Origin of the sequence: Streptomyces sp. NBC_01485 (genome assembly GCF_036227125.1) — a bacterium.
GTDB lineage: Bacteria > Actinomycetota > Actinomycetes > Streptomycetales > Streptomycetaceae > Streptomyces.
Genome location: NZ_CP109435.1, coordinates 1,855,721 through 1,877,191 on the forward strand (window position 1 = coordinate 1,855,721; position 21,471 = coordinate 1,877,191).

20 protein-coding genes and 1 pseudogene are annotated in these 21,471 nt (G+C 71.9%); 14 read left to right on the forward strand and 7 right to left on the reverse strand.

Annotation, left to right across the window (positions count from 1 at the left end; genetic code table 11):
- Positions 1-14: 14 nt before the first annotated feature.
- Both glpK and OG352_RS08575 read left to right on the forward strand, forming a co-directional pair.
- Complete coding sequence (gene glpK, locus OG352_RS08570) at positions 15-1,553, forward strand: glycerol kinase GlpK (RefSeq protein WP_329215785.1); 1,539 nt, start codon at positions 15-17, stop codon at positions 1,551-1,553.
- Between the two features lie 19 nt (positions 1,554-1,572).
- Positions 1,573-3,189: a glycerol-3-phosphate dehydrogenase/oxidase gene (locus tag OG352_RS08575; RefSeq protein ID WP_329215786.1), complete on the forward strand. Its 1,617-nt coding sequence runs from the start codon at positions 1,573-1,575 to the stop codon at positions 3,187-3,189.
- Positions 3,190-3,338: 149 nt separating this feature from the next.
- Here OG352_RS08575 and OG352_RS08580 read toward each other — a convergent pair.
- A pseudogene (locus tag OG352_RS08580) lies at positions 3,339-3,850 on the reverse strand (phosphotransferase); the annotation flags it as partial.
- Positions 3,851-4,043: 193 nt separating this feature from the next.
- Between OG352_RS08580 and OG352_RS08585 the strand changes: the two are divergent.
- The 3 genes from OG352_RS08585 to mtnB are packed head-to-tail and all read left to right on the forward strand — an operon-like array spanning position 4,044 to position 6,006.
- Positions 4,044-4,643, forward strand: coding sequence for a 1,2-dihydroxy-3-keto-5-methylthiopentene dioxygenase (locus OG352_RS08585; protein WP_329215787.1), 600 nt, complete (start codon positions 4,044-4,046; stop codon positions 4,641-4,643).
- Positions 4,644-4,645: 2 nt separating this feature from the next.
- Positions 4,646-5,401, forward strand: coding sequence for an acireductone synthase (mtnC, locus tag OG352_RS08590; protein WP_443072474.1), 756 nt, complete (start codon positions 4,646-4,648; stop codon positions 5,399-5,401).
- Complete coding sequence (gene mtnB / locus OG352_RS08595) at positions 5,398-6,006, forward strand: methylthioribulose 1-phosphate dehydratase (protein WP_329215789.1); 609 nt, start codon at positions 5,398-5,400, stop codon at positions 6,004-6,006. The genes mtnC and mtnB overlap by 4 nt, the downstream gene beginning before the upstream one ends.
- A 19-nt stretch (positions 6,007-6,025) precedes the next feature.
- On the opposite strand, the gene mtnA is transcribed toward mtnB, so the two are convergent.
- Positions 6,026-7,057 carry an S-methyl-5-thioribose-1-phosphate isomerase gene (mtnA, locus tag OG352_RS08600; RefSeq protein WP_329215790.1) on the reverse strand — a complete coding sequence of 344 codons (1,032 nt, stop codon included), beginning with the start codon at positions 7,055-7,057 and terminating at the stop codon, positions 6,026-6,028.
- Positions 7,058-7,395: 338 nt separating this feature from the next.
- Between mtnA and OG352_RS08605 the strand changes: the two genes are divergently transcribed.
- From OG352_RS08605 to OG352_RS08640, 8 genes are all read left to right on the forward strand, one after another.
- Positions 7,396-8,460 carry a BMP family ABC transporter substrate-binding protein gene (locus tag OG352_RS08605; RefSeq protein WP_329215791.1) on the forward strand — a complete coding sequence of 355 codons (1,065 nt, stop codon included), beginning with the start codon at positions 7,396-7,398 and terminating at the stop codon, positions 8,458-8,460.
- On the forward strand, positions 8,441-9,961 hold the full coding sequence (locus tag OG352_RS08610) for an ABC transporter ATP-binding protein (protein ID WP_329215792.1): 1,521 nt from the start codon (positions 8,441-8,443) through the stop codon (positions 9,959-9,961). The genes OG352_RS08605 and OG352_RS08610 overlap by 20 nt, the downstream gene beginning before the upstream one ends.
- Positions 9,962-9,977: 16 nt before the next feature.
- Positions 9,978-11,051 carry an ABC transporter permease gene (locus OG352_RS08615; protein ID WP_329215793.1) on the forward strand — a complete coding sequence of 358 codons (1,074 nt, stop codon included), beginning with the start codon at positions 9,978-9,980 and terminating at the stop codon, positions 11,049-11,051.
- Positions 11,051-11,920, forward strand: coding sequence for an ABC transporter permease (locus OG352_RS08620; RefSeq protein ID WP_329215794.1), 870 nt, complete (start codon positions 11,051-11,053; stop codon positions 11,918-11,920). Before OG352_RS08615 ends, OG352_RS08620 begins: the two co-directional genes overlap by 1 nt.
- Positions 11,917-12,669: a nucleoside phosphorylase gene (locus OG352_RS08625; RefSeq protein WP_329215795.1), complete on the forward strand. Its 753-nt coding sequence runs from the start codon at positions 11,917-11,919 to the stop codon at positions 12,667-12,669. Before OG352_RS08620 ends, OG352_RS08625 begins: the two co-directional genes overlap by 4 nt.
- On the forward strand, positions 12,666-13,961 hold the full coding sequence (locus tag OG352_RS08630) for an amidohydrolase (RefSeq protein WP_329215796.1): 1,296 nt from the start codon (positions 12,666-12,668) through the stop codon (positions 13,959-13,961). The genes OG352_RS08625 and OG352_RS08630 overlap by 4 nt, the downstream gene beginning before the upstream one ends.
- Positions 13,962-14,037: 76 nt before the next feature.
- Positions 14,038-14,709 carry a FadR/GntR family transcriptional regulator gene (locus OG352_RS08635; protein ID WP_329215797.1) on the forward strand — a complete coding sequence of 224 codons (672 nt, stop codon included), beginning with the start codon at positions 14,038-14,040 and terminating at the stop codon, positions 14,707-14,709.
- Positions 14,710-14,854: 145 nt separating this feature from the next.
- Complete coding sequence (locus OG352_RS08640) at positions 14,855-15,859, forward strand: PAC2 family protein (RefSeq protein WP_329215798.1); 1,005 nt, start codon at positions 14,855-14,857, stop codon at positions 15,857-15,859.
- Between the two features lie 93 nt (positions 15,860-15,952).
- On the opposite strand, the gene mshC is transcribed toward OG352_RS08640, so the two are convergent.
- From mshC to OG352_RS08660, 4 genes are all read right to left on the reverse strand, one after another.
- Complete coding sequence (gene mshC / locus OG352_RS08645; protein WP_329215799.1) at positions 15,953-17,182, reverse strand: cysteine--1-D-myo-inosityl 2-amino-2-deoxy-alpha-D-glucopyranoside ligase; 1,230 nt, start codon at positions 17,180-17,182, stop codon at positions 15,953-15,955.
- A gap of 119 nt (positions 17,183-17,301) precedes the next feature.
- A complete protein-coding gene (locus tag OG352_RS08650) occupies positions 17,302-18,144 on the reverse strand; it encodes an SCO1664 family protein (RefSeq protein ID WP_329215800.1) in 843 nt (280 codons plus the stop codon).
- Entirely contained in the window at positions 18,108-18,698 is a 591-nt protein-coding gene (locus tag OG352_RS08655) for a DUF3090 domain-containing protein (protein ID WP_329215801.1), read from the reverse strand. The genes OG352_RS08650 and OG352_RS08655 overlap by 37 nt, the downstream gene beginning before the upstream one ends.
- A gap of 117 nt (positions 18,699-18,815) precedes the next feature.
- Positions 18,816-19,502 carry a histidine phosphatase family protein gene (locus tag OG352_RS08660; protein ID WP_329215802.1) on the reverse strand — a complete coding sequence of 229 codons (687 nt, stop codon included), beginning with the start codon at positions 19,500-19,502 and terminating at the stop codon, positions 18,816-18,818.
- Positions 19,503-19,564: 62 nt separating this feature from the next.
- Here OG352_RS08660 and corA point away from each other — a divergent pair, with 62 nt between their 5' ends.
- A complete protein-coding gene (corA, locus tag OG352_RS08665) occupies positions 19,565-20,563 on the forward strand; it encodes a magnesium/cobalt transporter CorA (RefSeq protein ID WP_329215803.1) in 999 nt (332 codons plus the stop codon).
- A gap of 36 nt (positions 20,564-20,599) precedes the next feature.
- On the opposite strand, the gene OG352_RS08670 is transcribed toward corA, so the two are convergent.
- The gene (locus OG352_RS08670) at positions 20,600-21,388 is read right to left on the reverse strand and encodes a ferritin-like domain-containing protein (protein WP_329215804.1); all 789 of its coding nucleotides are present in this window, start codon (positions 21,386-21,388) and stop codon (positions 20,600-20,602) included.
- Between the last annotated feature and the right edge of the window lie 83 nt (positions 21,389-21,471).

A 21,471-nucleotide genomic window follows, 5' to 3' on the forward strand; every position in this document is an offset into this window, starting at 1 on the left:
CCCAGGAGCACACAGTGACCGACGCGCACACCGCCGGGCCGTTCATCGCCGCCATCGACCAGGGCACCACCTCCTCTCGCTGCATCGTCTTCGACCGGGACGGCCGCATCGTCTCCGTCGACCAGAAGGAGCACGAGCAGATCTTCCCCAAGCCGGGCTGGGTCGAGCACGACGCCAACGAGATCTGGACCAACGTCCAGGAGGTCGTCGCCTCCGCCATCGCGAAGGCCGGCATCACCCGCGACGACATCAAGGCCATCGGCATCACCAACCAGCGTGAGACCACGCTGCTGTGGGACAAGAACACCGGTGAGCCCGTCCACAACGCCATCGTCTGGCAGGACACCCGCACCGACGCCCTCTGCAAGGAGCTCGGCCGCAACGTCGGCCAGGACCGCTTCCGCCGCGAGACCGGCCTGCCGCTGGCCTCCTACTTCGCCGGTCCCAAGGCGCGCTGGCTGCTGGACAACGTCGAGGGGCTGCGCGAGCGCGCCGAGGCCGGCGACATCCTCTTCGGCACCATGGACAGCTGGGTCATCTGGAACCTGACGGGCGGGGTGAACGGCGGCAGGCACGTCACCGACGTCACCAACGCCTCCCGCACCATGCTGATGAACCTGCACACCATGCAGTGGGACGAGAAGATCGCCGAGTCCATCGGCGTCCCGCTGAACGTGCTGCCCGAGATCCGCTCCTCCGCCGAGGTCTACGGCGAGGTCGCCGGCGGCCGTCTCGGCGACCTGCTCGGCGGCATCCCGGTCGCCTCCGCGCTCGGCGACCAGCAGGCGGCGCTGTTCGGCCAGACCTGTTTCGCCGAGGGCGAGGCCAAGTCGACGTACGGCACCGGCACCTTCCTGCTGATGAACACCGGTGAGAAGCCGGTCAACTCGTACAACGGCCTGCTCACCACGGTCGGTTACCGCATCGGCGACCAGAAGGCCGTCTACGCCCTCGAGGGCTCGATCGCCGTCACCGGTTCGCTGGTGCAGTGGATGCGCGACCAGATGGGCCTGATCTCCACCGCCGCCGAGATCGAGACGCTCGCGCTGTCCGTCGAGGACAACGGCGGCGCCTACTTCGTGCCGGCCTTCTCCGGTCTGTTCGCCCCGTACTGGCGCTCCGACGCCCGTGGCGTGATCGCCGGCCTCACCCGGTACGTCACCAAGGCGCACCTCGCGCGCGCCGTCCTGGAGGCCACGGCCTGGCAGACCCGTGAGATCACCGACGCCATGACGAAGGACTCCGGCGTCGAGCTCGCAGCGATCAAGGTCGACGGCGGCATGACCTCCAACAACCTGCTGATGCAGACGCTCTCCGACTTCGTGGACGCCCCCGTGGTGCGCCCGATGGTCGCCGAGACCACCTGCCTCGGCGCCGCCTACGCCGCCGGTCTCGCCGTCGGCTTCTGGACCAGCACCGACGACCTGCGCGCCAACTGGCGCCGGGCCGCCGAGTGGACCCCCCGCATGGACGCGGAGAGCCGCGACCGTGAGTACAAGAGCTGGCTCAAGGCCGTGGAGCGGACCATGGGCTGGATCGAAGACGAAAACTGACGAGGAGTAAGAACCCCACATGACCAGTCAGTCCACCCTCCAGTCCGTGCCTGCCCTGGGGACGCGCCCGGCGTCCGGCTCGAACCCGAGCCGCGCCGAGACCCGGGAGCAGCTCTCCAAGGCGTCGTACGACCTCCTCGTCATCGGCGGCGGCATCCTGGGCATCTCCACCGCCTGGCACGCCGCGCAGTCCGGGCTCAGGGTGGCCCTGGTCGACGCCGGCGACTTCGCCGGCGCCACCTCCTCCGCCTCCTCCAAGCTGCTCCACGGCGGTCTGCGCTACCTGCAGACCGGCGCGGTGAGGCTGGTGGCGGAGAACCACTTCGAGCGCCGTGCGGTGTCCCGCCAGGTGGCCCCCCACCTGGCGAACCCGCTCACGTTCTACCTCCCCGTGTACAAGGGCGGGCCGCACGGCGCGGCGAAGCTCGGGGCGGGCGTCTTCGCCTACTCCGCGCTGTCGGCGTTCGGTGACGGCGTCGGCCACCTGCTGTCCCCGGCCAAGGCCGCGCAGGACGTGCCCGAGCTGCGCACCGACAACCTCAAGGCCGTGGCCGTGTACGGCGACGACCAGATGAACGACGCGCGCATGGCACTGATGACGGTGCGCGCGGCCGTCGAGGCGGGCGCGGTCGTCCTCAACCACGCCGAGGTCACCGGCCTGCGGTTCACCAAGGGCCGGGTGACGGGCGCCGACCTGCGCGACCGGCAGTCCGGCGACGAGTTCGGGGTCAACGCCCGTCTCGTCCTGAACGCGACCGGCCCGTGGGTCGACCACCTGCGCAAGCTGGAGGACCCGGACGCGGCGCCGTCCATCCGGCTGTCGAAGGGCGCGCATCTGGTCCTGAAGCGCACCGCCCCCTGGAAGGCGGCGCTCGCCACCCCCATCGACAAGTACCGCATCACCTTCGCCCTCCCCTGGGAGGACATGCTGCTGCTCGGCACCACCGACGAGGAGTTCGAGGGCGACCCGGCGGACGTCTCGGTGACCGAGAAGGACACCGCCCAGATACTGGACGAGGCCGCGTTCTCCATCCGCGACCAGCAGCTCGACCGTGACCTGATCACGTACTCCTTCGCGGGCCTGCGGGTGCTGCCGGGCGGCCCCGGCGCCACGGCGAAGGCCAAGCGCGAGACCGTGGTCACGGAGGGCCGGGGCGGCATGCTGTCCGTCGCTGGCGGCAAGTGGACGACGTTCCGGCACATCGGCCGTACGGTCATGCAGAAGCTGGAGGCGCTGCCGGGCCGTCCGCTGGGCGAGGACTTCGAGCCGATCTCCTCGCTGCCGAAGAAGCTGCCGCTGCCCGGCGTCGCCAACCCGCGCGCGGTCGCCCACCGTCTGCTGGTCGACCACCCGGCGCCCGGCCCGCGCATGGCGGCCGACACCGCCCGCCACCTGGCCACCCACTACGGTTCGCTGGCCTTCGACATCGCCCGCCTGGCCAACGACAACCCGGAGCTGGCCCAGCGGGTCCACCCGGACGCCCCCGAGATCTGGGCGCAGGTCGTCTACGCCCGCGACAACGAGTGGGCGCAGACCACGGACGACGTCCTGCGCCGCCGTACGACCCTCACGATCCGCGGCCTGGCCACGGACGACGTCCGCGCCAAGGTGCAGGACCTGCTCGACAAGAAGTGAGAAGTCGGCGGTACGACGTGAAGGGGGCGGCTCCACTGTGAGGGAGCCGCCCCCTTCACGTGCCGTGTGCGTCGTATGTCGTCTGCGGGCGCGTTGTGGCTGGTCGCGCCCACGCGGCGGAGCCGCATATCGATACAGCCCCGCGCCCCTCAGGTGGGCTGTACTACCGCCCTTACATCGTTCGGGTTCTTCAACTCCTCACGCTTCACGATCAGTTCGCGGCCCAGGAGCAGGGCGCGACGGGACGCCGGGACCGGGTCCGGGAGGGTGGTCAGGTCGGTCAGGTGGGCGAAGCCGATGATGCGGCGGACGATCTCCGTGCCGGCGTAGCCGACGGAGTCGGTCCAGACGCGGTGGAGGAAGCGGTCGAGGTAGGCGTCGTCGAAGAAGGTGTCGACGCGGGTCGGCCACAGGCGGCGGAACTCGGTCTCGAACGCCTCCCAGGAGAGGCCGAGTTGGTCGGCGTGGTCGGACAGGGTGCCCAGGGCGCGGGCCCGTTCCTCCGAGACCAGGGCGTTGGCCCAGTAGAGGCCGAGGTCGTAGCCGATGGGGCCGACGAAGGAGAACTCGGGGTCGAAGACCCGGACGACGGGGCGCCTTCGCGGATGCCGACCATCACGCTGCCGGTGTGCAGGTCGCCGTGCAGGAGTGCCTGGGCGTCCACGTACAGCCGCCGCACGAGCAGCGGCGTCTTCATACGCAGATCATGAGAACGTTTTCAGCCACCCGTCAAAGGAATGGACACCGAATCTCGCCATACGAGACAACGGCCATGTCACAGTACGTGTACAAGCCATCGGGAGTTACCCTTCGGCCAACCCCCGCTCTCTTTCCAGACTCCTGGAGTTGCTTCCGTGACGCTGCTGACGACCTGGTCCGAGTCCGGCCCGGAGACCCTGGTCCGCCGCACCGCCGACCCCGCCGAGATCGCCGAGGCCCTCAAGCCGCTGGGCGTGCGCTACGAGCAGTGGCCGATCCGCGCCGACGTGCCGTTCGACGCCGACAGCGAGACGGTGTTCGCGGCGTACGGCCCGGAGATCGAGAAGCTGAACGCGCAGGAGGGCTTCACCACCGTCGACGTCCTCGGTCTGCACCCGAGCGACGACCCGGAGTTCCCGGCGAAGGCGAAGGCCGCCCGCGCGAAGTTCCTTCAGGAGCACACCCACGACGACGATGACGAGGTCCGCTTCTTCGTCTCCGGCTCCGGCATCTTCTACCTGCACGTGAACGGCGAGGTGCACGCGGTCTTCTGCGAGAAGGGCGACCTGCTGGGCGTGCCGCGCGGCACCACCCACTGGTTCGACATGGGCACGCGGCCCTCCTTCACGGCGATCCGCTTCTTCCACGAGGAGGACGGCTGGATCGGCAACTTCACCGGCTCCACCATCGCGGGCCGCTTCCCGGACTACGACACGATCGCGGCGGGCTACGAGGCCGACAGGGCAGCCGCGTGAGCGTGCCGGACCGGTCGGCCCCGTCGGCCCCGTCGGCCCTGTCGTTCGACGTGGACGCCGTGGTGCTCGACATCGAGGGCACCACGAGCGCCACGGGCTTCGTCGTCAACGTGCTCTACCCGTACTCGCGCGCCCGCTTCGCCGAACTGCTCACCGAGCGCGCCGGGGAACCGGCCGTGGCCCGGGCGATCGCGCAGGTCCGGGAGCTCACGGGCGAGCCGGACGCCGACGCGGCCACCGTCGAGAAGGCGCTGAACGCCTGGCTCGACGAGGACCGCAAGGCCACACCCCTGAAGACCCTCCAGGGCGTCATCTGGTCCGAGGGCTTCGCCCGGGGCGACCTCGTCTCGCACTTCTACGACGACGTCGTACCGGAGTTGCGCGCCTGGCACGCGGCGGGCGTGCTGCTGTACGTCTACTCGTCCGGTTCGGTGGCCGCCCAGCGGGCGTGGTTCACCAACAGCCCTGCGGGCGACCTGACGTCGCTCGTGTCGGGTCTGTACGACACCGAGAACGCCGGACCCAAGCGGGACCCGGCGTCGTACCGCCGTATCGCGGAGGCGACCGGCGTCGAGCCGTCCCGGCTGCTCTTCCTCTCCGACCGACCCGGCGAGCTGGACGCGGCCGTCGGGGCGGGCTGGCATGCCGTGGGCATCCGGCGGCCCGGGGAGCCGTACTACGAGCAAGGCGTCGGCGACCACGCGCAGGCGGGGACGTTCGACGAGATCACCGTCAGCACTTCCAGGAGCCCTTCATGACCGCCCACATCAGCGCCCTCGACCTGGAGGAAGCGGGGGCGGTGCTCGCCGCCGAGTCCGCGCGCTTCGCCTCCTTCGGCTGGATGCGCGGCACCTCCGGCAACCTGTCGGTGGTGCTCACCCGCGACCCGCTGCGCCTCGCGGTGACCGCGAGCGGCCACGACAAGGGCGAACTGACGCCCGCGGACGTGGTGTTGGTGGACGGGGACGGCGCCGCCGTGCACGGGGGCAGGCCGTCCGCCGAGGCCGAGCTGCACGCGCGGGTGGCCGCGCTGACCGGCGCGGGCGCGGTCGTGCACGTCCACACGGTGGCGTCCGTGGCCATGGGACACCGGCACCCGGGCGGGATCGTCTTCAAGGACGTGGAGATGCTCAAGGGCGTCGGCCAGCCCGCGCACGACGTCGAGGTGACGCTGCCGGTCATCGCCAACAGCCAGGACATGAAGGTCCTCGGCGACCGGCTGGAGGCGGCCCGCGAACCCCGGATGCCGGCGGTGGTCGTGGCGGGCCACGGGCTGTACGTCTGGGGCGACACCCCGCGTCAGGCCCGCCACCACACCGAAGTCGTCGAGTGGCTCCTGGAGTTGGAGCTCACCCGCCGCTGATCTCGTGGAGCCGGCCAGGCTACTTCAGGTGCTCACCGGGGAGTTGACCGGCCGCCACTTCCAATACACCCCGCTCGGTGACCAGTCCGGTCACCAGCCGCCCCGGCGTGACGTCGAACGCCGGGTTGTGGCCGCGCGATTCGGCGGGCACGGTCCGTACCCCGCCCCACTCCAACACCTCGTCCTCGCCGCGGAGTTCGATGTGGATGGCGTCGCCGGTCGGGGTCGACAGGTCGACCGTGGTCGTCGGGGCCGCCACCAGGAACGGGATGCCCACGTCGGCGCAGGCCAGGGCGACGCCCACGGTGCCGACCTTGTTGGCGGTGTCGCCGTTGGCGGCGATGCGGTCGGCGCCGACGATCGCCGCGTCGACCTCGCCGCGCAGGATCGTGCCGGCCGCGGCCCCGTCGGCCTGGACGTAGTGCGGGATGCCTTCCTGGACCAACTCCCAGGCGGTCAGGCGCGATCCCTGGAGCAGCGGGCGGGTCTCGTCGGCGTAGACGACCTCGAGGCGTCCGCGCGCGTGCAGTTCACGGATGACTCCGAGGGCGGTGCCCCAGCCGGCGGTCGCCAGGGCGCCGGTGTTGCAGTGGGTGAGGATCCGCAGCGGCCGCTCCTCGCCGACCCGCTTCAGCAGCCAGTCCGCGCCGAAGGCGCCCATCGCGCGGTTCGCCTCGACGTCCTCGCGCTGGACGGCGGCGGCCTCCGCCAGGACCGCGTCGATGCCCTCGGCGAAGCGGGTCATGACCCGGTCCACGCACACCATGAGGTTCACGGCGGTCGGACGTGCCGCGCGGACCCGGGCGACGGCCTCGCGGGTCGCGGTCTCCGTCCAGCCCTCGCGCTCGCCCTGGAGCAGCGCGATCGCGACACCGTACGCACCCGCCGCACCGATCGCGGGGGCGCCGCGCACGACGAGACGCTGGATCGCGTCGACCAAGGTGTCCACATCGCGGACAACGACTGTCTCGGCACGATGCGGGAGCAGCGTCTGATCGATGAGCACGAGACCGTTTCCGGCCCAGTCGACAGCACGCAATTCCTGGGACATATCGGGACACTCCTGATGTTCCGGTGGTGTCGGCCACCGTACATGACCTGGGAGAACCATAGTTCGAGACAACCGAGCAGGTGTCCGGAAACGGGTGTTAGAGTCCAGCACCCGGTCCGCAGACCGAGACGAAGGAGGAAGACCCGTGCCGCTGACCAAGCGCCGTTTCCTCGACTTCGGCCGGTGTGCCGGCGACGGCTGTCGTAGCTGAGCCCGCCCCCTCGGCCCGCACGAGCACAGCCGCTCACCACCGCAGCCCGCACCACCGCAGCGCCCACCCCTCACTCCCCCCGTGCTCACCGCCGAGCGCGTCCCTCGGCATCCCCGGAAGGTCCCCGATGTACCGCAGAAACCGCCGCTCCGTGCAGTTCGCCGCGCTCGCGGCCGGCACCGCACTCCTCGCCACCGCCTGCAACGCCGCCGCGAAGAAGGACGACTCCGCCGCGAGCGCGAGCGGCAGCAGCGGTGGCGGCGGCAGGTCCTTCACCCTCGTCACCCCCGACGCCGTCGGGCAGAACGAGTTCCTGAAGCTCGCCGTCACCGGCGTCAAGAACGCGGCGAAGCAGCACGGCGGGACCGAGAAGGTCTACGAGTCCACCGACGCCGCCTCCCAGCAGCAGAACGTGGCCGCCGCGGTGGACGCGAAGCCGGACGTCATCGTACTGGTCGGCTTCGAGTTCGCCGACATCGTTGCCCAACAGGCCCAGAAGAACCCGAAGCAGCAGTTCCTGATCGTCGACGCCTGCACCACCAAGACCTTCAAGAACGTCAGTTGCGCGGTGTTCCGGGAGCACGAGGGCGTCTACCTCGCCGGCGCCGAGGCGGGCCTGCTGAGCAAGTCCGGCAAGGTCGGCGCGGTCGACGTGCTCGACACGCCCCAGTTCCGCCGCTACAGCGACCCGTTCGCGGCCGGCGCCAAGAAGGTCGCCGCCAAGACCGAGACGTCCACCCGGTTCGTCGGCGGCCAGTCCCCGTTCGACGACTCGGCGCGCGCCAAGGAGCAGGCCAACACCCTGCTCGCCAAGGGCTACGACCAGATCATGGCGGCGGCCGCGGCCGGCAACTACGGCGTCTTCGAGGCGGCGAAGGCCAAGGGCGCGTTCGCGTACGGCGTGGACGTCAACCAGTGCGTCTCGGCGCCGGGCACGGTCGTCGACAACGTGATCAAGCGCACGGACGTCGCCGTCGAGAAGGGCATCGAGTCGGTCCTCGGCGGCACGACGGGCACGACCGTCTCGTACGGCCTGAAGGAGGGCGGCATCAGCCTGACCGGCCTGGAGGACGGCGTGGACACGTCCAAGTGCGTGATCTCCGACCACAAGGACGTCCTGACGAAGGTCGAGGCGCTGCGCGACCAGATCGTCTCCGGAGAGCTGAAGGTCGATGACCCGGCTGCCGGCTGACACGGAACCCGCCGTCGAACTCCGGGGGATCACCAAGCGGTTCCCCGGCACGCTCGCCAACGACGCCGTCGACCTGACCGTCCGCCGCGGTGAGATCCACGCGCTGATGGGCGAGAACGGCGCGGGCAAGTCCACGCTCATGTCGGTCCTGTACGGCATGGAGCGCGCCGACGCCGGGACGGTCCGGATCGACGGGCGGGACGTGCGGTTCGCGAGTCCCTCCGCCGCCATGGCCGCCGGGCTCGGCATGGTCCACCAGAGTTTCAAGCTGTTCGACTCGCTGACGGTCGCCGAGAACGTCGTCTACGCCGCCGAGCCGCGCCGCTTCGGTCTGGTGGACCGGGCCGCCGCCCGCCGCAGGGTGCGCGAACTCGCCGAGGAACACGGGCTGGCCGTGGACCCGGACGCCCGGGTCGGCGACCTCCCGGTGGGGCTGCGCCAGCGCGTGGAGATCCTCAAGCTGCTGCACCGGGGCGCCCGTACGCTCATCCTCGACGAGCCGACGGCCGTGCTCACCCCGGCCGAGGCGGACGCCCTGTTCGCCGTGCTCAAGTCACTGACCGCGCAGGGCCGTACGGTGATCCTGGTCACCCACAAGCTGCGCGAGGTGCTGGAGGGCAGCGACCGCGTGACGGTCCTGCGGGACGGCCGGGTGGTGGCGCGTCTCGTCACCGCCGACACGACGGCCGGCGAGATCGCCGCCGCGATGACCGGCCGCGCGGTGGAGCTGGACCGCGTCCACGCGCCGGGCACGCCCGGTGCGGCGGTGCTGCGGGTCACCGGTCTCCGCACGGATTCCGTCCACGATGTGGACCTCACCGTCCACGCCGGCGAGATCGTCGGTATCGCGGGCGTCGCCGGGAACGGACAGAGCGAGCTGGTCGAGGCGCTGGCCGGACTGCGGCCGGTCACCGCCGGCCGGGTCACCCTCACCGGCGACGACATCACGCACGCCTCGGCCACCGAGCGCCGCGCGAAGGGCCTCGCGTATGTTCCCGAGGACCGGCACGCGGTGGGTACCGCGCCCGCCGCCTCGGTCGCGGACAACCTGGCGATGGGCCACCACCGTACGTCCCTCTCCTCCCGTGGCCTGCTGCCCCCGGCGGCCGTCCGCGCGCACGCCCGGCGGCTGGTCGAGCGGTTCGGCGTCAAGGCGGCGACCACCGGGGTGCCCGCGTCCGCGCTGTCCGGCGGCAATCTGCAGAAGCTGCTGATCGGCCGCGAACTCGCCCATGACGCACCGCTGTTGCTCGTCGAGCAGCCGACCCGCGGGGTCGACATCGGCGCCATCCAGAACATCCACGAGCAGATCGTCGCCTACCGCGACGCCGGTCACGCCGTCCTCCTCGTCTCGGCCGAGCTGAGCGAGATCCGGGGGCTCGCGGACCGGGTGCTGGTCATGTACGAGGGCCGCATCGCGGCCTCGTACGCCAGGGAAGAGGCGGACGAACGGACGCTGGGCCTCGCGATGGCGGGCGCCGCGGCGGAGGCGACCCACTGACATGACACGCACACTCATGGACACACGCGCACGCACACGCATCGCGGGAGCCCTGCGCTCCCCTCTCACCTTCTCCGTGCTCGCGGGCCTCGTCATCGGCGCGCTGTTCCTGCTCGGCACGGGCGCGGACCCGGTCACGGCGTACGAGGCGGTCCTGACCGGCGCGCTCGGCGGCGACGGCATCGGCTCGACGCTGACCACCGCCACCAGTGTGCTCGGACTGGCGCTCGCGCTGGCGATCCCGCTGCGGGCGGGGCTGATCAACCTCGGCGGCGACGGGCAGATGGTGCTCGGCGGGATCACGGCCGCCGTGACCGGTCTCTACTCGCCGCTGCCCGCTCCCCTCACCGTCGTCGCGGCTCTGCTGGCCGGCATGGCGGCGGGCGCCGGGTACGCCGTGCTGGCCGCCCTGTGCGAGAACCGCCTCGGCGTCCCGCTGCTGGTCAGCAGCCTGCTGCTGAGCTACCCGGCGGTGTCGCTCGCCTCCTACCTGGCGCGCTACCCGCTCAAGGAGCCCGGCTCCAGCCTGCCCCAGACCCGTGCGCTGCCCGACGGGGTGGCGCTGCCCGCGTTCGGCGACTCGACGGTCACCCTCGGGCTCGTCCTGGTCGCGCTCGCCGCCGCCGCGTACTGGTTCACCGACCGGCGCACCGCCGTCGGCTACGAGATCCGTATGACGGGCCTCAACTCCCGGTTCGCCGCGTACGCGGGGGTCGAACGCCGGGGCCTGACCCTGAAGTTGATGTCGGTCTCCGGCGGACTCGCCGGACTCGTGGGCGCGATCGGGGTGTTGAGCTTCCCCTACCGCTTCGTGGACGGCTCGCTCACCGCCCCGGGCTACACCTGGACGGGCCTCACGGCGGCCCTGCTCGCCGCCGCCGCTCCGCCGGGCACGGTGATCGCCGCGTTCTTCTTCGCCGTCCTCCAGGTCGGGGGCCTCGCGATGGAGCGGACCACCGAGGTGCCGCGCGAGCTGACCCAGGTGCTCCAGGCGATCGTGATCGTGTTCCTGGCGGCCCGGCTGCGCTTTCCCGGCCGCTGGTTCGCCTTCGGCTCCGGCCGTCGCTCCCCGGAAAGCGAGGCGGTGTGATGTTCCTCGACTCCGATCTCCTCATGTCGGCGCTGCGCGCCCTCACCCCGATCCTGCTGGCGGCCCTCGGCGGCGCGCTGTGCGAGCGGGCCGGGGTCTTCAACATCGGCCTCGAAGGCATGATGCTGATGGGCTGCTTCACGTCCGTGGCGACGAGCTGGTTCACCGGCAGCCCCTGGCTCGGCGTCCTGGCGGCGGCCCTCGCGGCAGCCGCGTACTCGCTGATCCTGGCCGTGGGCGCGGTCACCCTGCGCGGCGACGCGGTCGTCCTCGGCATCGCGATGAACCTGCTGGCCGTGGGCCTGACGAGCTTCCTGCTCCGTACCGTCTTCGGCGTACAGGGCACGTTTGACGATCCGTCACTCGCCGGGCTCCCACTGGTCGGTGGCTTCACCCCCCTCGCCTACCTCTCGTGGGCGGCGGTCGCGGTCGCCGCGCTGCTGCTGTCGCGGCATGTGTGGGGGCTCAGGCTGCGCGGGGTCGGCGAGGCGCCCGACGCGGCGGCCACGCTCGGCGTGAGCCCGGCGAAGTACCGGTACGGCGTGATCCTGCTGTCGGGAGTCCTGTGCGGGCTCGCGGGCGCCCAACTCGCCCTGGGCAACGTCACCTTGTTCACGGAGAACATGACGGCGGGCCGTGGTTGGATCGCTGTCGTGGCCGTCATGCTCGGTCGCGCCGCGCCACTGGGCGTCCTGCTCGCCGCGCTGCTGTTCGGGCTCGCGGAGGCGGCCGGGTTCCGTCTCCAGGGGCTCGGCCTGCCGCAGCAGGCGACCGACGCCGCCCCCTATGTCGTGACGCTCGGCGCGCTGTTCCTCACGACGGCCCGCCGCCGTCGCACCCGTCCTCGTACCACCGGAGCCGTCCGATGACCCAGGATCTGCTGCCCGTCACCCGTATTCCGCGCACCGGCCTCCCGGCGCACGCCGTGGTCGTCGGCGACCCGGCGCGCGCGGCGGCCGTCGCCGCGCTGCTCGACGGCGCCGAGGAGGTGTCGTACCACCGCGAGTACCGGGTGTTCAGCGGGAGTTGGAAGGGCGTGCCGGTCGTCGTCGCCTCGCACGGGGTGGGCGGGCCGGGCGCGATCCTGCTGTTCCAGGAGCTGGCGGACGCGGGCGTGCGCACCTTCCTGCGGTTCGGCACGGCCGGCGCGATGCGGCCGGGCATCGGGGACGGCGACCTGGTCATCGCGGAGGCGGCCGTCCGCGACGACGGCGTCACCCAGCAGCTGCTGCCCCCGGAGTACCCGGCGGTGGCCGCGCCCGAGGCGGTGTTCGCCCTCCAGCGGGCGGCCCGCGCGGCCGGCGCCCCGCACCACCGGGGCATCGTCTGGACCCGGGCCGCCTTCCAGCCGGGCCTGCTCCCGTTCTTCTCCTACGAGGGTGCCGGCCTCGCCGCCATCGAGATGGAGCTGTCCGCGCTGCTGGTCACGGCCTCGCTGCGCGGTCTGGTCGCGGGCGGGGTGCTGGTGATCGACGGGGCGAACGCCGACGAACTGGTCGACGAGCAGGCCACCGGCGGCTACGACCCGCACCGGGAGGTCGTCGCGGCCGGTGTCGAGCGCGGCGCGGTCGTGTCCCTGGAGGCGCTGCGGCTGCTGGCGGAAGGGGAGCGGGCGTGAGCATCGACCTGCTGGTGCACGGCGGTGACGTCCTCACGGTGGACGACGCCGGAACCGTCGTACGGAACGGGGCGGTCGCCGTCCACGAGGGCGAGATCATCGCCGTGGGGCCGGCCGACGTACTGCGCGAACGCCACACCGCCGCCGAGGAGGTCGACGCCGACGGCTGTCTCGTCCTGCCCGGGCTGATCAACACGCACACCCACCTCGCGATGACGCTGCTGCGCGGTCGCGCCGACGACGTCACCCTCCAGGGCTTCCTGGAAAGGGTGTTGAAGTGGGAGGCGGAGCTGCTGGCGCCGAAGAACGTGGCGGCGGCGGTGCGGCTGGCGGTCGCGGAGAGCGTCCGGGCCGGGGTGACGTCGGCGCTGGACATGTACTGGTTCCACGAGGCGGCCGAGCAGGCGGCCCGCGAGGCGGGCTGGCGGCTGCACACCGGCCCCACCTTCATGGACGTGCCCGAGCCGCCGGACGGCATCGCCTACGAGGACCGACTCGCCTGGGCACGGCGGGACTTGACCGCACGCGGGGCGGCGGGGCACGGAACGCGTCCGGTCGTCTTCGCACACTCCGCCTACACCCTCTCCCCCGCGCAGCTCACCGAAGTCTTCGCGCTGGCCCGGGAGTTCGTGGCGCTGGTGCACATCCACGCGGCCGAGAACGCCACCGAGGTCGCCACGGTGGAGGTGAAGTACGGGAAGCGGCCGGTGGAGTTGCTGGACTCCCTCGGGCTCCTCGGCCCCGATGTGCTGCTCGCGCACGCCGTCGACCTGACCGGCCCGGAGATCGCGGCGCTGGCCCGCACGGGCACCGCCGTCGCCCACTGTCCGGTGTCCAACCTGAAGTTGGGCTGCGGGATCGCGCCGGTGCCGCGCCTGCTCAGCGCGGGCGTGACGGTCGGGCTGGGAACGGACGGGGCCGTCAGCTCCAACTCGCTGGACGTGCTGGGCGCGGTGCGGCAGGCGGCGCTGGTGCACAAGGCCGGCGGCGACCCGACGGCGGTCGGCGCCGAGCAGGCCGTCCGGATGGCGACGATCGAGGGCGCGCGGGCGCTGGGGCTCGGGGAGCGGCTCGGCTCGCTGGAGGCGGGCAAGCGGGCCGACCTGATCGTGCTCGACCTGGCCGCACCGCATCTTCGCCCGCGCCACGACCCGTGGTCGACGCTCGCGTACGCGGCGCACTCGGCGGACGTGCGGGACACCGTCGTCGACGGGCGCGTGCTGATGCGCGACCGCAAGCTGACCACCCTCGACGAGCGGGCCGTGATCGCAGATCTGGAGGCATTGCTCTGATCTGCCCCCATAATGGCGCTGAGACATCCGATGTCTGGATCCGACGTCTGGGCGATGAGCGACAGGGAGGCCGGTCATGGCAGTCACCGACGAGGCGATCGAGAAGATCAAGGGCATGATCGTCTCGGGTGCGCTGCGCCCCGGGGAGCGGTTGCCCAAGGAGAGTGAGCTGGCCGCCGAGCTGGGCCTGTCCCGCAACTCTCTGCGGGAGGCGGTGCGCGCCCTGTCGCTGATCCGGATCCTGGACGTACGGCAGGGCGACGGCACGTACGTGACGAGCCTCGATCCCCAACTCCTCCTGGAGGCGCTGAGTTTCGTCGTCGACTTCCACCGCGACGACACGGTCCTGGAGTTCCTGGCGGTGCGCCGCATCCTGGAGCCGGCCGCGACCGCGATGGCCGCCCTGCGCATCAGCGAGCAGCAACTGAACGCGCTGGACGCCCAGTTGGACAAGCTGGGCGACGCGCCGTCGGTGGAGGAACTGGTCGCCTGCGACCTGGAGTTCCACCGGGGCATCGTGCAGAGCGCGGGCAACTCGGTGCTGTGTTCGCTGCTCGACGGGCTGTCCGGTCCCACCACCCGGGCCAGGATCTGGCGCGGTCTGACGCAGGAGGACGCGGTCACCGGCACCCTGCGCGAGCACCGGGCGATCCTCGCGGCCCTGCGCGACCGGGACGCGGAGGCGGCGCGGTCGTGGGCGACGGTGCACATCGCGAGCGTGGAGCAGTGGCTGCGCTCCACGCTGTGAAGAGGCGCGCCCGGTGAGGGGTGTTCGGGGGTGGCGATCGGGGCAGTGATCCGTTCACTCCCCCGTGCGAGGGGGCTGCGGGCGCCCCCGCAGAACGCCGTAAGGTTGGGTGGTCAAGCGAGGGCACGTCGGAAGGAGGCGCTGGGTGATCGAGCTCGAGGGGGTTCCCGAGCTGATCGACCCGGTCATGGTGGCCGCGTTCGAGGGCTGGAACGATGCCGGCGACGCCGCCTCCACCGCGGTCGCGCACCTGGAGCGGGAGTGGAAGGGCGAGGTGTTCGCGGCGCTGGACGCCGAGGACTACTACGACTTCCAGGTGAACCGCCCCACGGTGTGGATGGACGCCGGCGTGCGCAAGATCACCTGGCCGACGACGAGACTGTCGGTGGTCCGGGTCGGTGGCGAGAAACCACGCGACCTGGTGCTGGTACGCGGTATCGAACCGTCCATGCGCTGGCGTTCGTTCTGCAACGAGCTGCTGGGCTTCGCGCACGAGTTGGGCGTGGAACTGGTCGTCATCCTGGGCGCGCTGCTGGGTGACACCCCGCACACACGTCCGGTGCCGATCAGCGGGACGACGTCCGACGCGGACCTGGCGCAGCGGATGGACCTGGAGGAGACCAAGTACGAGGGCCCCACGGGCATCGTCGGCGTCCTCCAGGAGGCGTGCACGCACGCGGGTGTGCCCGCGGTCAGCCTCTGGGCGGCGGTGCCGCACTACGTGTCGCAGCCGCCGAACCCGAAGGCGACGCTGGCCCTCCTCAACCGCCTGGAGGACCTGATCGACGTGCGCATCCCGCTGGGCGAGCTGCCCGAGGACGCGCGCGCCTGGCAGGTGGGCGTGGACCAGTTGGCCGCCGAGGACACCGAGGTCGCCGAGTACGTGCAGACGCTGGAGGAGGCCCGGGACACCGCGGAGCTGCCGGAGGCGTCGGGCGAGGCGATCGCCCGCGAGTTCGAGCGCTACCTGCGGCGCCGGGACGGCGGCCCGTCCGACCCCGGCGAGCGCACCCGGCCCCCGAGGCCGCCGAAGCCACTCGGGGACTCCTCCGATGCGTCGGATGCCTCGGATGCCTCCGAGTCTTCTGACTCGTCTGACCCCTCTGACTCTTCTTCCGACTCCGACGACGAGGATTCGTCGGAGGACTGAGGGGACCAAAAAGGCTGGCAGGACGGAGAGGGGCGCTTCCCGGCGACGGGAAGCGCCCCTCTCTTTCGGCCTTCGGCCTTCGGCTCCGGTGCGTTACAGCGCGACGCCGAGCAGCGCGTCCACGGCCCGGGACACGACACCGGGGGCGCCGATGTCCGTACCGCCCTGCTCCTGCTGGAGCGCGGCCCAGCGGTCGACGGCGGCCAGGGCGGCCGGGGCGTCGAGGTCGCCCGCGAGGGCCTCGCGGATCTCCTCGACGAGCGCCTCGGCGGGCGGCCCGTCGGGCCGGGAGACGGCGGCCCGCCAGCGCCCGAGGCGGGCCTCGGCGTCCGCCAGGACCTGGTCGGTCCACTCCCAGTCGGCCCGGTAGTGGTGGGCGAGGAGGGTGAGACGGATGGCGGCGGGGTCGACGCCGTCCTGGCGCAGCCTCGACACGAAGACGAGGTTGCCCCTGGACTTGGACATCTTCTCGCCGTCGAGGGCGACCATGCCGGCGTGGACGTACGCCTTGGCCATGGGGAACTCGCCGGTCAGCACCTGGGCGTGGGAGGCGCCCATCTCGTGGTGCGGGAAGGCGAGGTCGGAGCCGCCGCCCTGGACGTCGAAGCCCATCCCGAGGTGGTCCAGGGCGATGGCCACGCACTCGATGTGCCAGCCGGGGCGGCCACGGCCGAGCGAGCCGCCGTCCCAGCTCGGCTCGCCCTCGCGGGCGGCCAGCCACAGGATCGGGTCGAGCGGGTTCTTCTTGCCCGGGCGGTCCGGGTCGCCGCCGCGCTCGGCGGACAGCAGCCGCATGGCGGCGGCGTCGAGGCCGGACACCTTGCCGAAGTCCGGGTCGGATTCGACCGAGAAGTAGGTGTCGCCCTCGAGGTCGTAGGCGGCGCCCGCGTCCCGGAGTCGTTCGACGAGCGGGACGATGCCGGGTATGGCCTCGACGGCGCCTATGTAGTGCTGCGGCGGGAGCATCCGCAGGGCGGTCATGTCCTCGCGGAAGAGGGCCGTCTCCTTCTCGGCGAGGGCGACCCAGTCGACGCCGTCGCGTTCGGCGCGCTCCAGCAGCGGGTCGTCGACGTCGGTGACGTTCTGGACGTAGTGGACCTGCCGCTTGGTGTCGAGCCACACGCGCTGAACCAGGTCGAACGCGTTGTAGGTCGCCGCGTGACCCATGTGGGTCGCGTCGTACGGCGTGATGCCGCAGACGTAGATACGGGCGACGGGACCGGGGTCGAGGGAGACCAAGCCGCCGGTCGCGGTGTCGTGGATCCTCAGGTCGCGGCCCTGACCAGGCAGGGCGGGGACCTCGGAAGCGGGCCAGGCATGCATGTCATGAGCCTAACCGGACGGAAGTTGCGTATACGAACCGGAGCGGTCCAGATGGCTGCGAAGGCGCTCTTGTGCGATCCCGGCGGATGTGCCGGGCGCGGCCGGAAAGCCTCGCGCGGCTACACCGGGGGCCAGGGGATCGCCGGCCACTCTCCGCTCGGCTCCGGGTGCTTCCCGGAGGCGAGGAGCGCCTCGGTACGCGCGCGTGTGGCGTCGAGTTCGGCCGGGGTGATGAGCCCGGCCAGGGTGGCGGCCAGCCGTCCGCCGGCCTCCAGGGCGCCCTGGAGGCCCTTGAGGGCCTCGACGGCCTCGCCGGTCAGGGGCTCGCCCGCCCAGCCCCACAGGAGCGTGCGCAGCTTGTTCTCGGCGTTGAAGGTGACGCCGTGGTCGATGCCGTAGAGCCGGCCGTCGGCGGTGGGCAGCAGGTGGCCGCCCTTGCGGTCGGCGTTGTTGATCACCGCGTCGAGGACGGCGAGCCGGCGCAGCCGTTCGTCGTCGGCGTGCACCAGCAGCGCGGTGCGGCCCTCGCCGACCTCGGCGAAGCCGATCGCCTTCCAGCCCGGCCCGGGTTCCTCCGCGTCCACGAGGGCGAGCAGTCCGGCCTCCGGGGCCGTCTCGATCCACAGCTGGCACATGCCCTCGCCGTGCGGCCCCTCGCGCAGCACGGTGGGCGGGACGAGGCCCCAGCCGGTCGCCGCGGAGACCTCGTAGGCGGCGACCTCGCGCTGGGCGAGGGTGCCGTCGGGGAAGTCCCACAGGGGTCTCTCCCCGGCGACGGGCTTGTAGACGCAGGCGGCCTCGCGGCCCTCGTGCGTGACGGTGCAGTACAGGGCCGCGTTCGAGGCGCCCGGGATGCGTCCGCGGACGGTGAGCTCGCCCCGCGCGAGGAGTGCGTACGCTTCGGCGGCGGCCGGGTCGGTGGTCGTCACGCCCCCCGGCGGTATCCGTTCTGGCGCGGACATACGTGTCCTTCCGGGTCGAGCGGCAGGCTGCACAGCGGGCACGGCGGCCGGCCGGCGTTGACGACGTCGAGGGCGCGCTTGGCGAAGGCGCGCGCCTGCGCGCCGGTGAGCCGGACCCGCAGCATCGGGGGCCCGTTCTCCTCGTCCTGGAGGAGTTTCTCCTCGGCCTCGGCGAGATCGTCCTCGGAGTCCGCGTCGAGCTCCACGAGGGCCTGCGCCTCGACGATCATGCGCTGTTCCTCGCCGTCCCAGGCCAGCGCCATGGTGCCGACCCGGAACTCCTCCTCGACCGGGGCGTCGAGGGGGGCCGTGTCGGTGTTCTCGGCGGGCGACACGGCGGGTACGGAGGCGCTGCCGCCGGTGCGGCGTACGACCTCGTCCAGCAGCTCGTCCATGCGCTCGGCGAGCGCGGCGACCTGGGTCTTCTCCAGGGCCACACTGGTCACTCGGGCGCCGGCGACGGCCTGGAGGAAGAAGGTACGGCGCCCGGGCAGTCCGACCGTACCGGCCACGAAGCGGTCCGGGGGGTCGTAGAGGAACACCTGACGGGACACGTCCTGTCTCCATGGGAATCGTGGGTCTGGGTCATCGTGGGTCGGGGAAGGCGTGGGGGAACGTCCGTGCGGGCACGCGCGCGTACGTGGACCGCTTCACCCTACTGCGGCCGACGATCACGGTGCGCCCGCACCACCCCCGACGGTCGCGTCCCCGGCGGGGGGCTCCTCGCGCGGCGCGAGCGAGGCGAAGTCGCCGGTGTCGCCGAGACGCACGACGAAGGGGCGCAGCCGGGTGTAACGGATCGCGGTCACGGAACACGGTTCCACGGAGATCCGCTGGAAGAGGTCGAGATGAAGACCGAGCGCGTCCGCGACGAGCGACTTGATGATGTCGCCGTGCGAGCACATCAGGTAGACGGCGTCGGAGCCGTGATCGCGCTCCACGCGCGCGTTCCACTCGCGCACCGCCTCGGCGGCCCGGGTCTGCATGGCCCGCATGGACTCGCCGCCGGGGAAGGCCGCCGCGGAGGGGTGCGCCTGCACGACCTCCATCAGGGGCTCGTCCATCAGCTCGGCGAGCTTGCGGCCGGACCAGTCGCCGTAGTGGCACTCCCCGATCCGCTCGTCGGTGTGCGCGCGCAGGCCGGGGCGGGCGTCGAGGAGGGGCCGGATCGTCTCCTGGCAGCGCTGCAGGGGGCTGGCGACGACCTCGGCGATCGGCAGCGCGTCGAGCCGCCCGGGCAGCGCGGCGGCCTGTGCGGTGCCGCGCTCGTCGAGGGCGACGCCGGGCGTCCAGCCGGCGAGCAGTCCGGAGGTGTTGGCGGTGGACCGGCCGTGCCGGACGAGGATCAACGTGGGCATGCGGCCCAGGGTAGGCGCAGCGCGGGGTGCGCCCGTCGGCGGACGGCGGGAGAATACGCTCCGTGATCGTCGACTGCGCCATCTACCGCGACGGGCGCCGCACGCAGGGGCCCGCGGACTTCTCCGACGCCCTGGCGCAGTGCCGCGGCGGGAGCGACGCGTTCGTCTGGATCGGCCTGTACGAGCCCACGGCGACCGAGTTCGACCAGGTCTCGCAGGAGTTCGGGCTGCATCCGCTGGCCGTCGAGGACGCCCTGAACGCGCATCAGCGTCCCAAGCTGGAGGTGTACGACGACTCGCTGTTCGTGGTCCTCAAGCCCGTGGGGTACGAGCCGAAGAGCGACATCGTCTCGTCCGGCGAGGTCATGGTCTTCGTCGGCGACTCGTTCGTGGTGACCGTCCGGCACGGCGAGGAAGCGCCCCTGGGCGCCGTACGACACCGTCTGGAGGCGGAGCCCGAGACGCTCCGGCACGGCCCTACGGCGGTGCTGTACTCGATCGCCGACGCCGTGGTCGACCACTACGTCGACGTGGCGGGCGAGTTGGGCACCGACCTGGAGGAGCTGGAGGCGGAGGTGTTCTCGCCGACCGGCGGCGGCTCGCGGCACACGGCGTCGCGCATCTACGCCTTCAAGCGGCAGATCCTGGAGTTCCGCAGGGCCACCGGCCCGCTCGCGCAGCCGCTGGACCGGCTCGCGGGCGGGGGGCTCTTCGGCGTGCGCGTGCCGTTCGTCCACGAGAAGGCCCGGCCGTTCTTCCGCGACGTCAGCGACCACCTCACGCGCGTGAACGAGTCCGTCGAGGGTCTCGACCGGCTGGTGTCGGACGTCCTGTCGGCGCATCTGGCGCAGATGAGCGTCCGGCAGAACGACGACATGCGGAAGATCTCCGCGTGGGCGGCCATGGCCGCGGTCCCTACGATGATCGCGGGGATCTACGGCATGAACTTCGACCACATGCCGGAGACGCACTGGCTTTGGTCCTACCCGGCCTTGATCCTGCTGATGGCCGGCCTGGAGGTACTGCTGTACCGGCTGTTCAAGCGGCGCGGCTGGCTGTAGGGGCGGGGCCGACGGCAGGTTCCCGGTCGGTTCGGTTCAGGCGAACTCGGGTGCCGGGGTGGACGGGCCGCCGAGTGCGTCGCGGCGCTCGGGCATCTCCAGGGAGACCATCCGCCGCCAGCCCGCGAGCCGCTCCCACGCGTGGACGGCATGGATGCCGGCCGCGAGGACGGCCGACCTGGCCGGGGGCCAGCCGAGGATGCGGCCCATGTGGGCCATGACGGCGAGGCTGACGTCCCGGTAGATCCCGATCTCGGCGAGCGCGCTCGCGCGCAGCGTCCGCTGGATGGCGCGGCCGTGCCCCGCGCGGGCGAGGCGCAGCAGTTCCTCGTGGCAGTAGGCGAGGTGGTTGTCCTCGTCGTTCGAGATCATCCGCACCGCCCGGCCGAGGCCGGGGTGGTCGGCGAAGTGCCGGCGCAGCAGCGCCATCTGTTCGGCGGCCCGCTGTTCGGTGACCCGGCTGTGGGCGAGGTAGGTGACGATGTCGGGCACGGTCAGCGACCGGTCCGCGGTGAGCCGGTCATGGGCGAGGCCGATGCCGGCCCGCTCCAGGAGCATCGTGTAGTCGGTGTCGCGCGGGACGGGCACGGGGGCGAGGCCGCGCTTCTTCATCAGCGCGTTGAAGATCCGCCCGTGTTTGTCCTCGTCGGCGCCGTGCCGGGCGATCTTGGGGGCCAGGTCGCGTTCGCTCTGCGGGACGAGCGCGGCGATCCTGGCGTTCTCCCAGCCGCCCTGCGACTCACCGCCGGCGGCGATGGAGCAGAAGAGCGCGAAGGACTCGTCGTTGTCGATGATCTCCTGGAACAGACTCTTCGCCGAAAGCATGCAAATGAGTCAAATGCGGCAGGGCAGATGCCGCAACACCTGCGATCCGACAACTGGGCCGAAAGACGGACGTCCGGAATCAC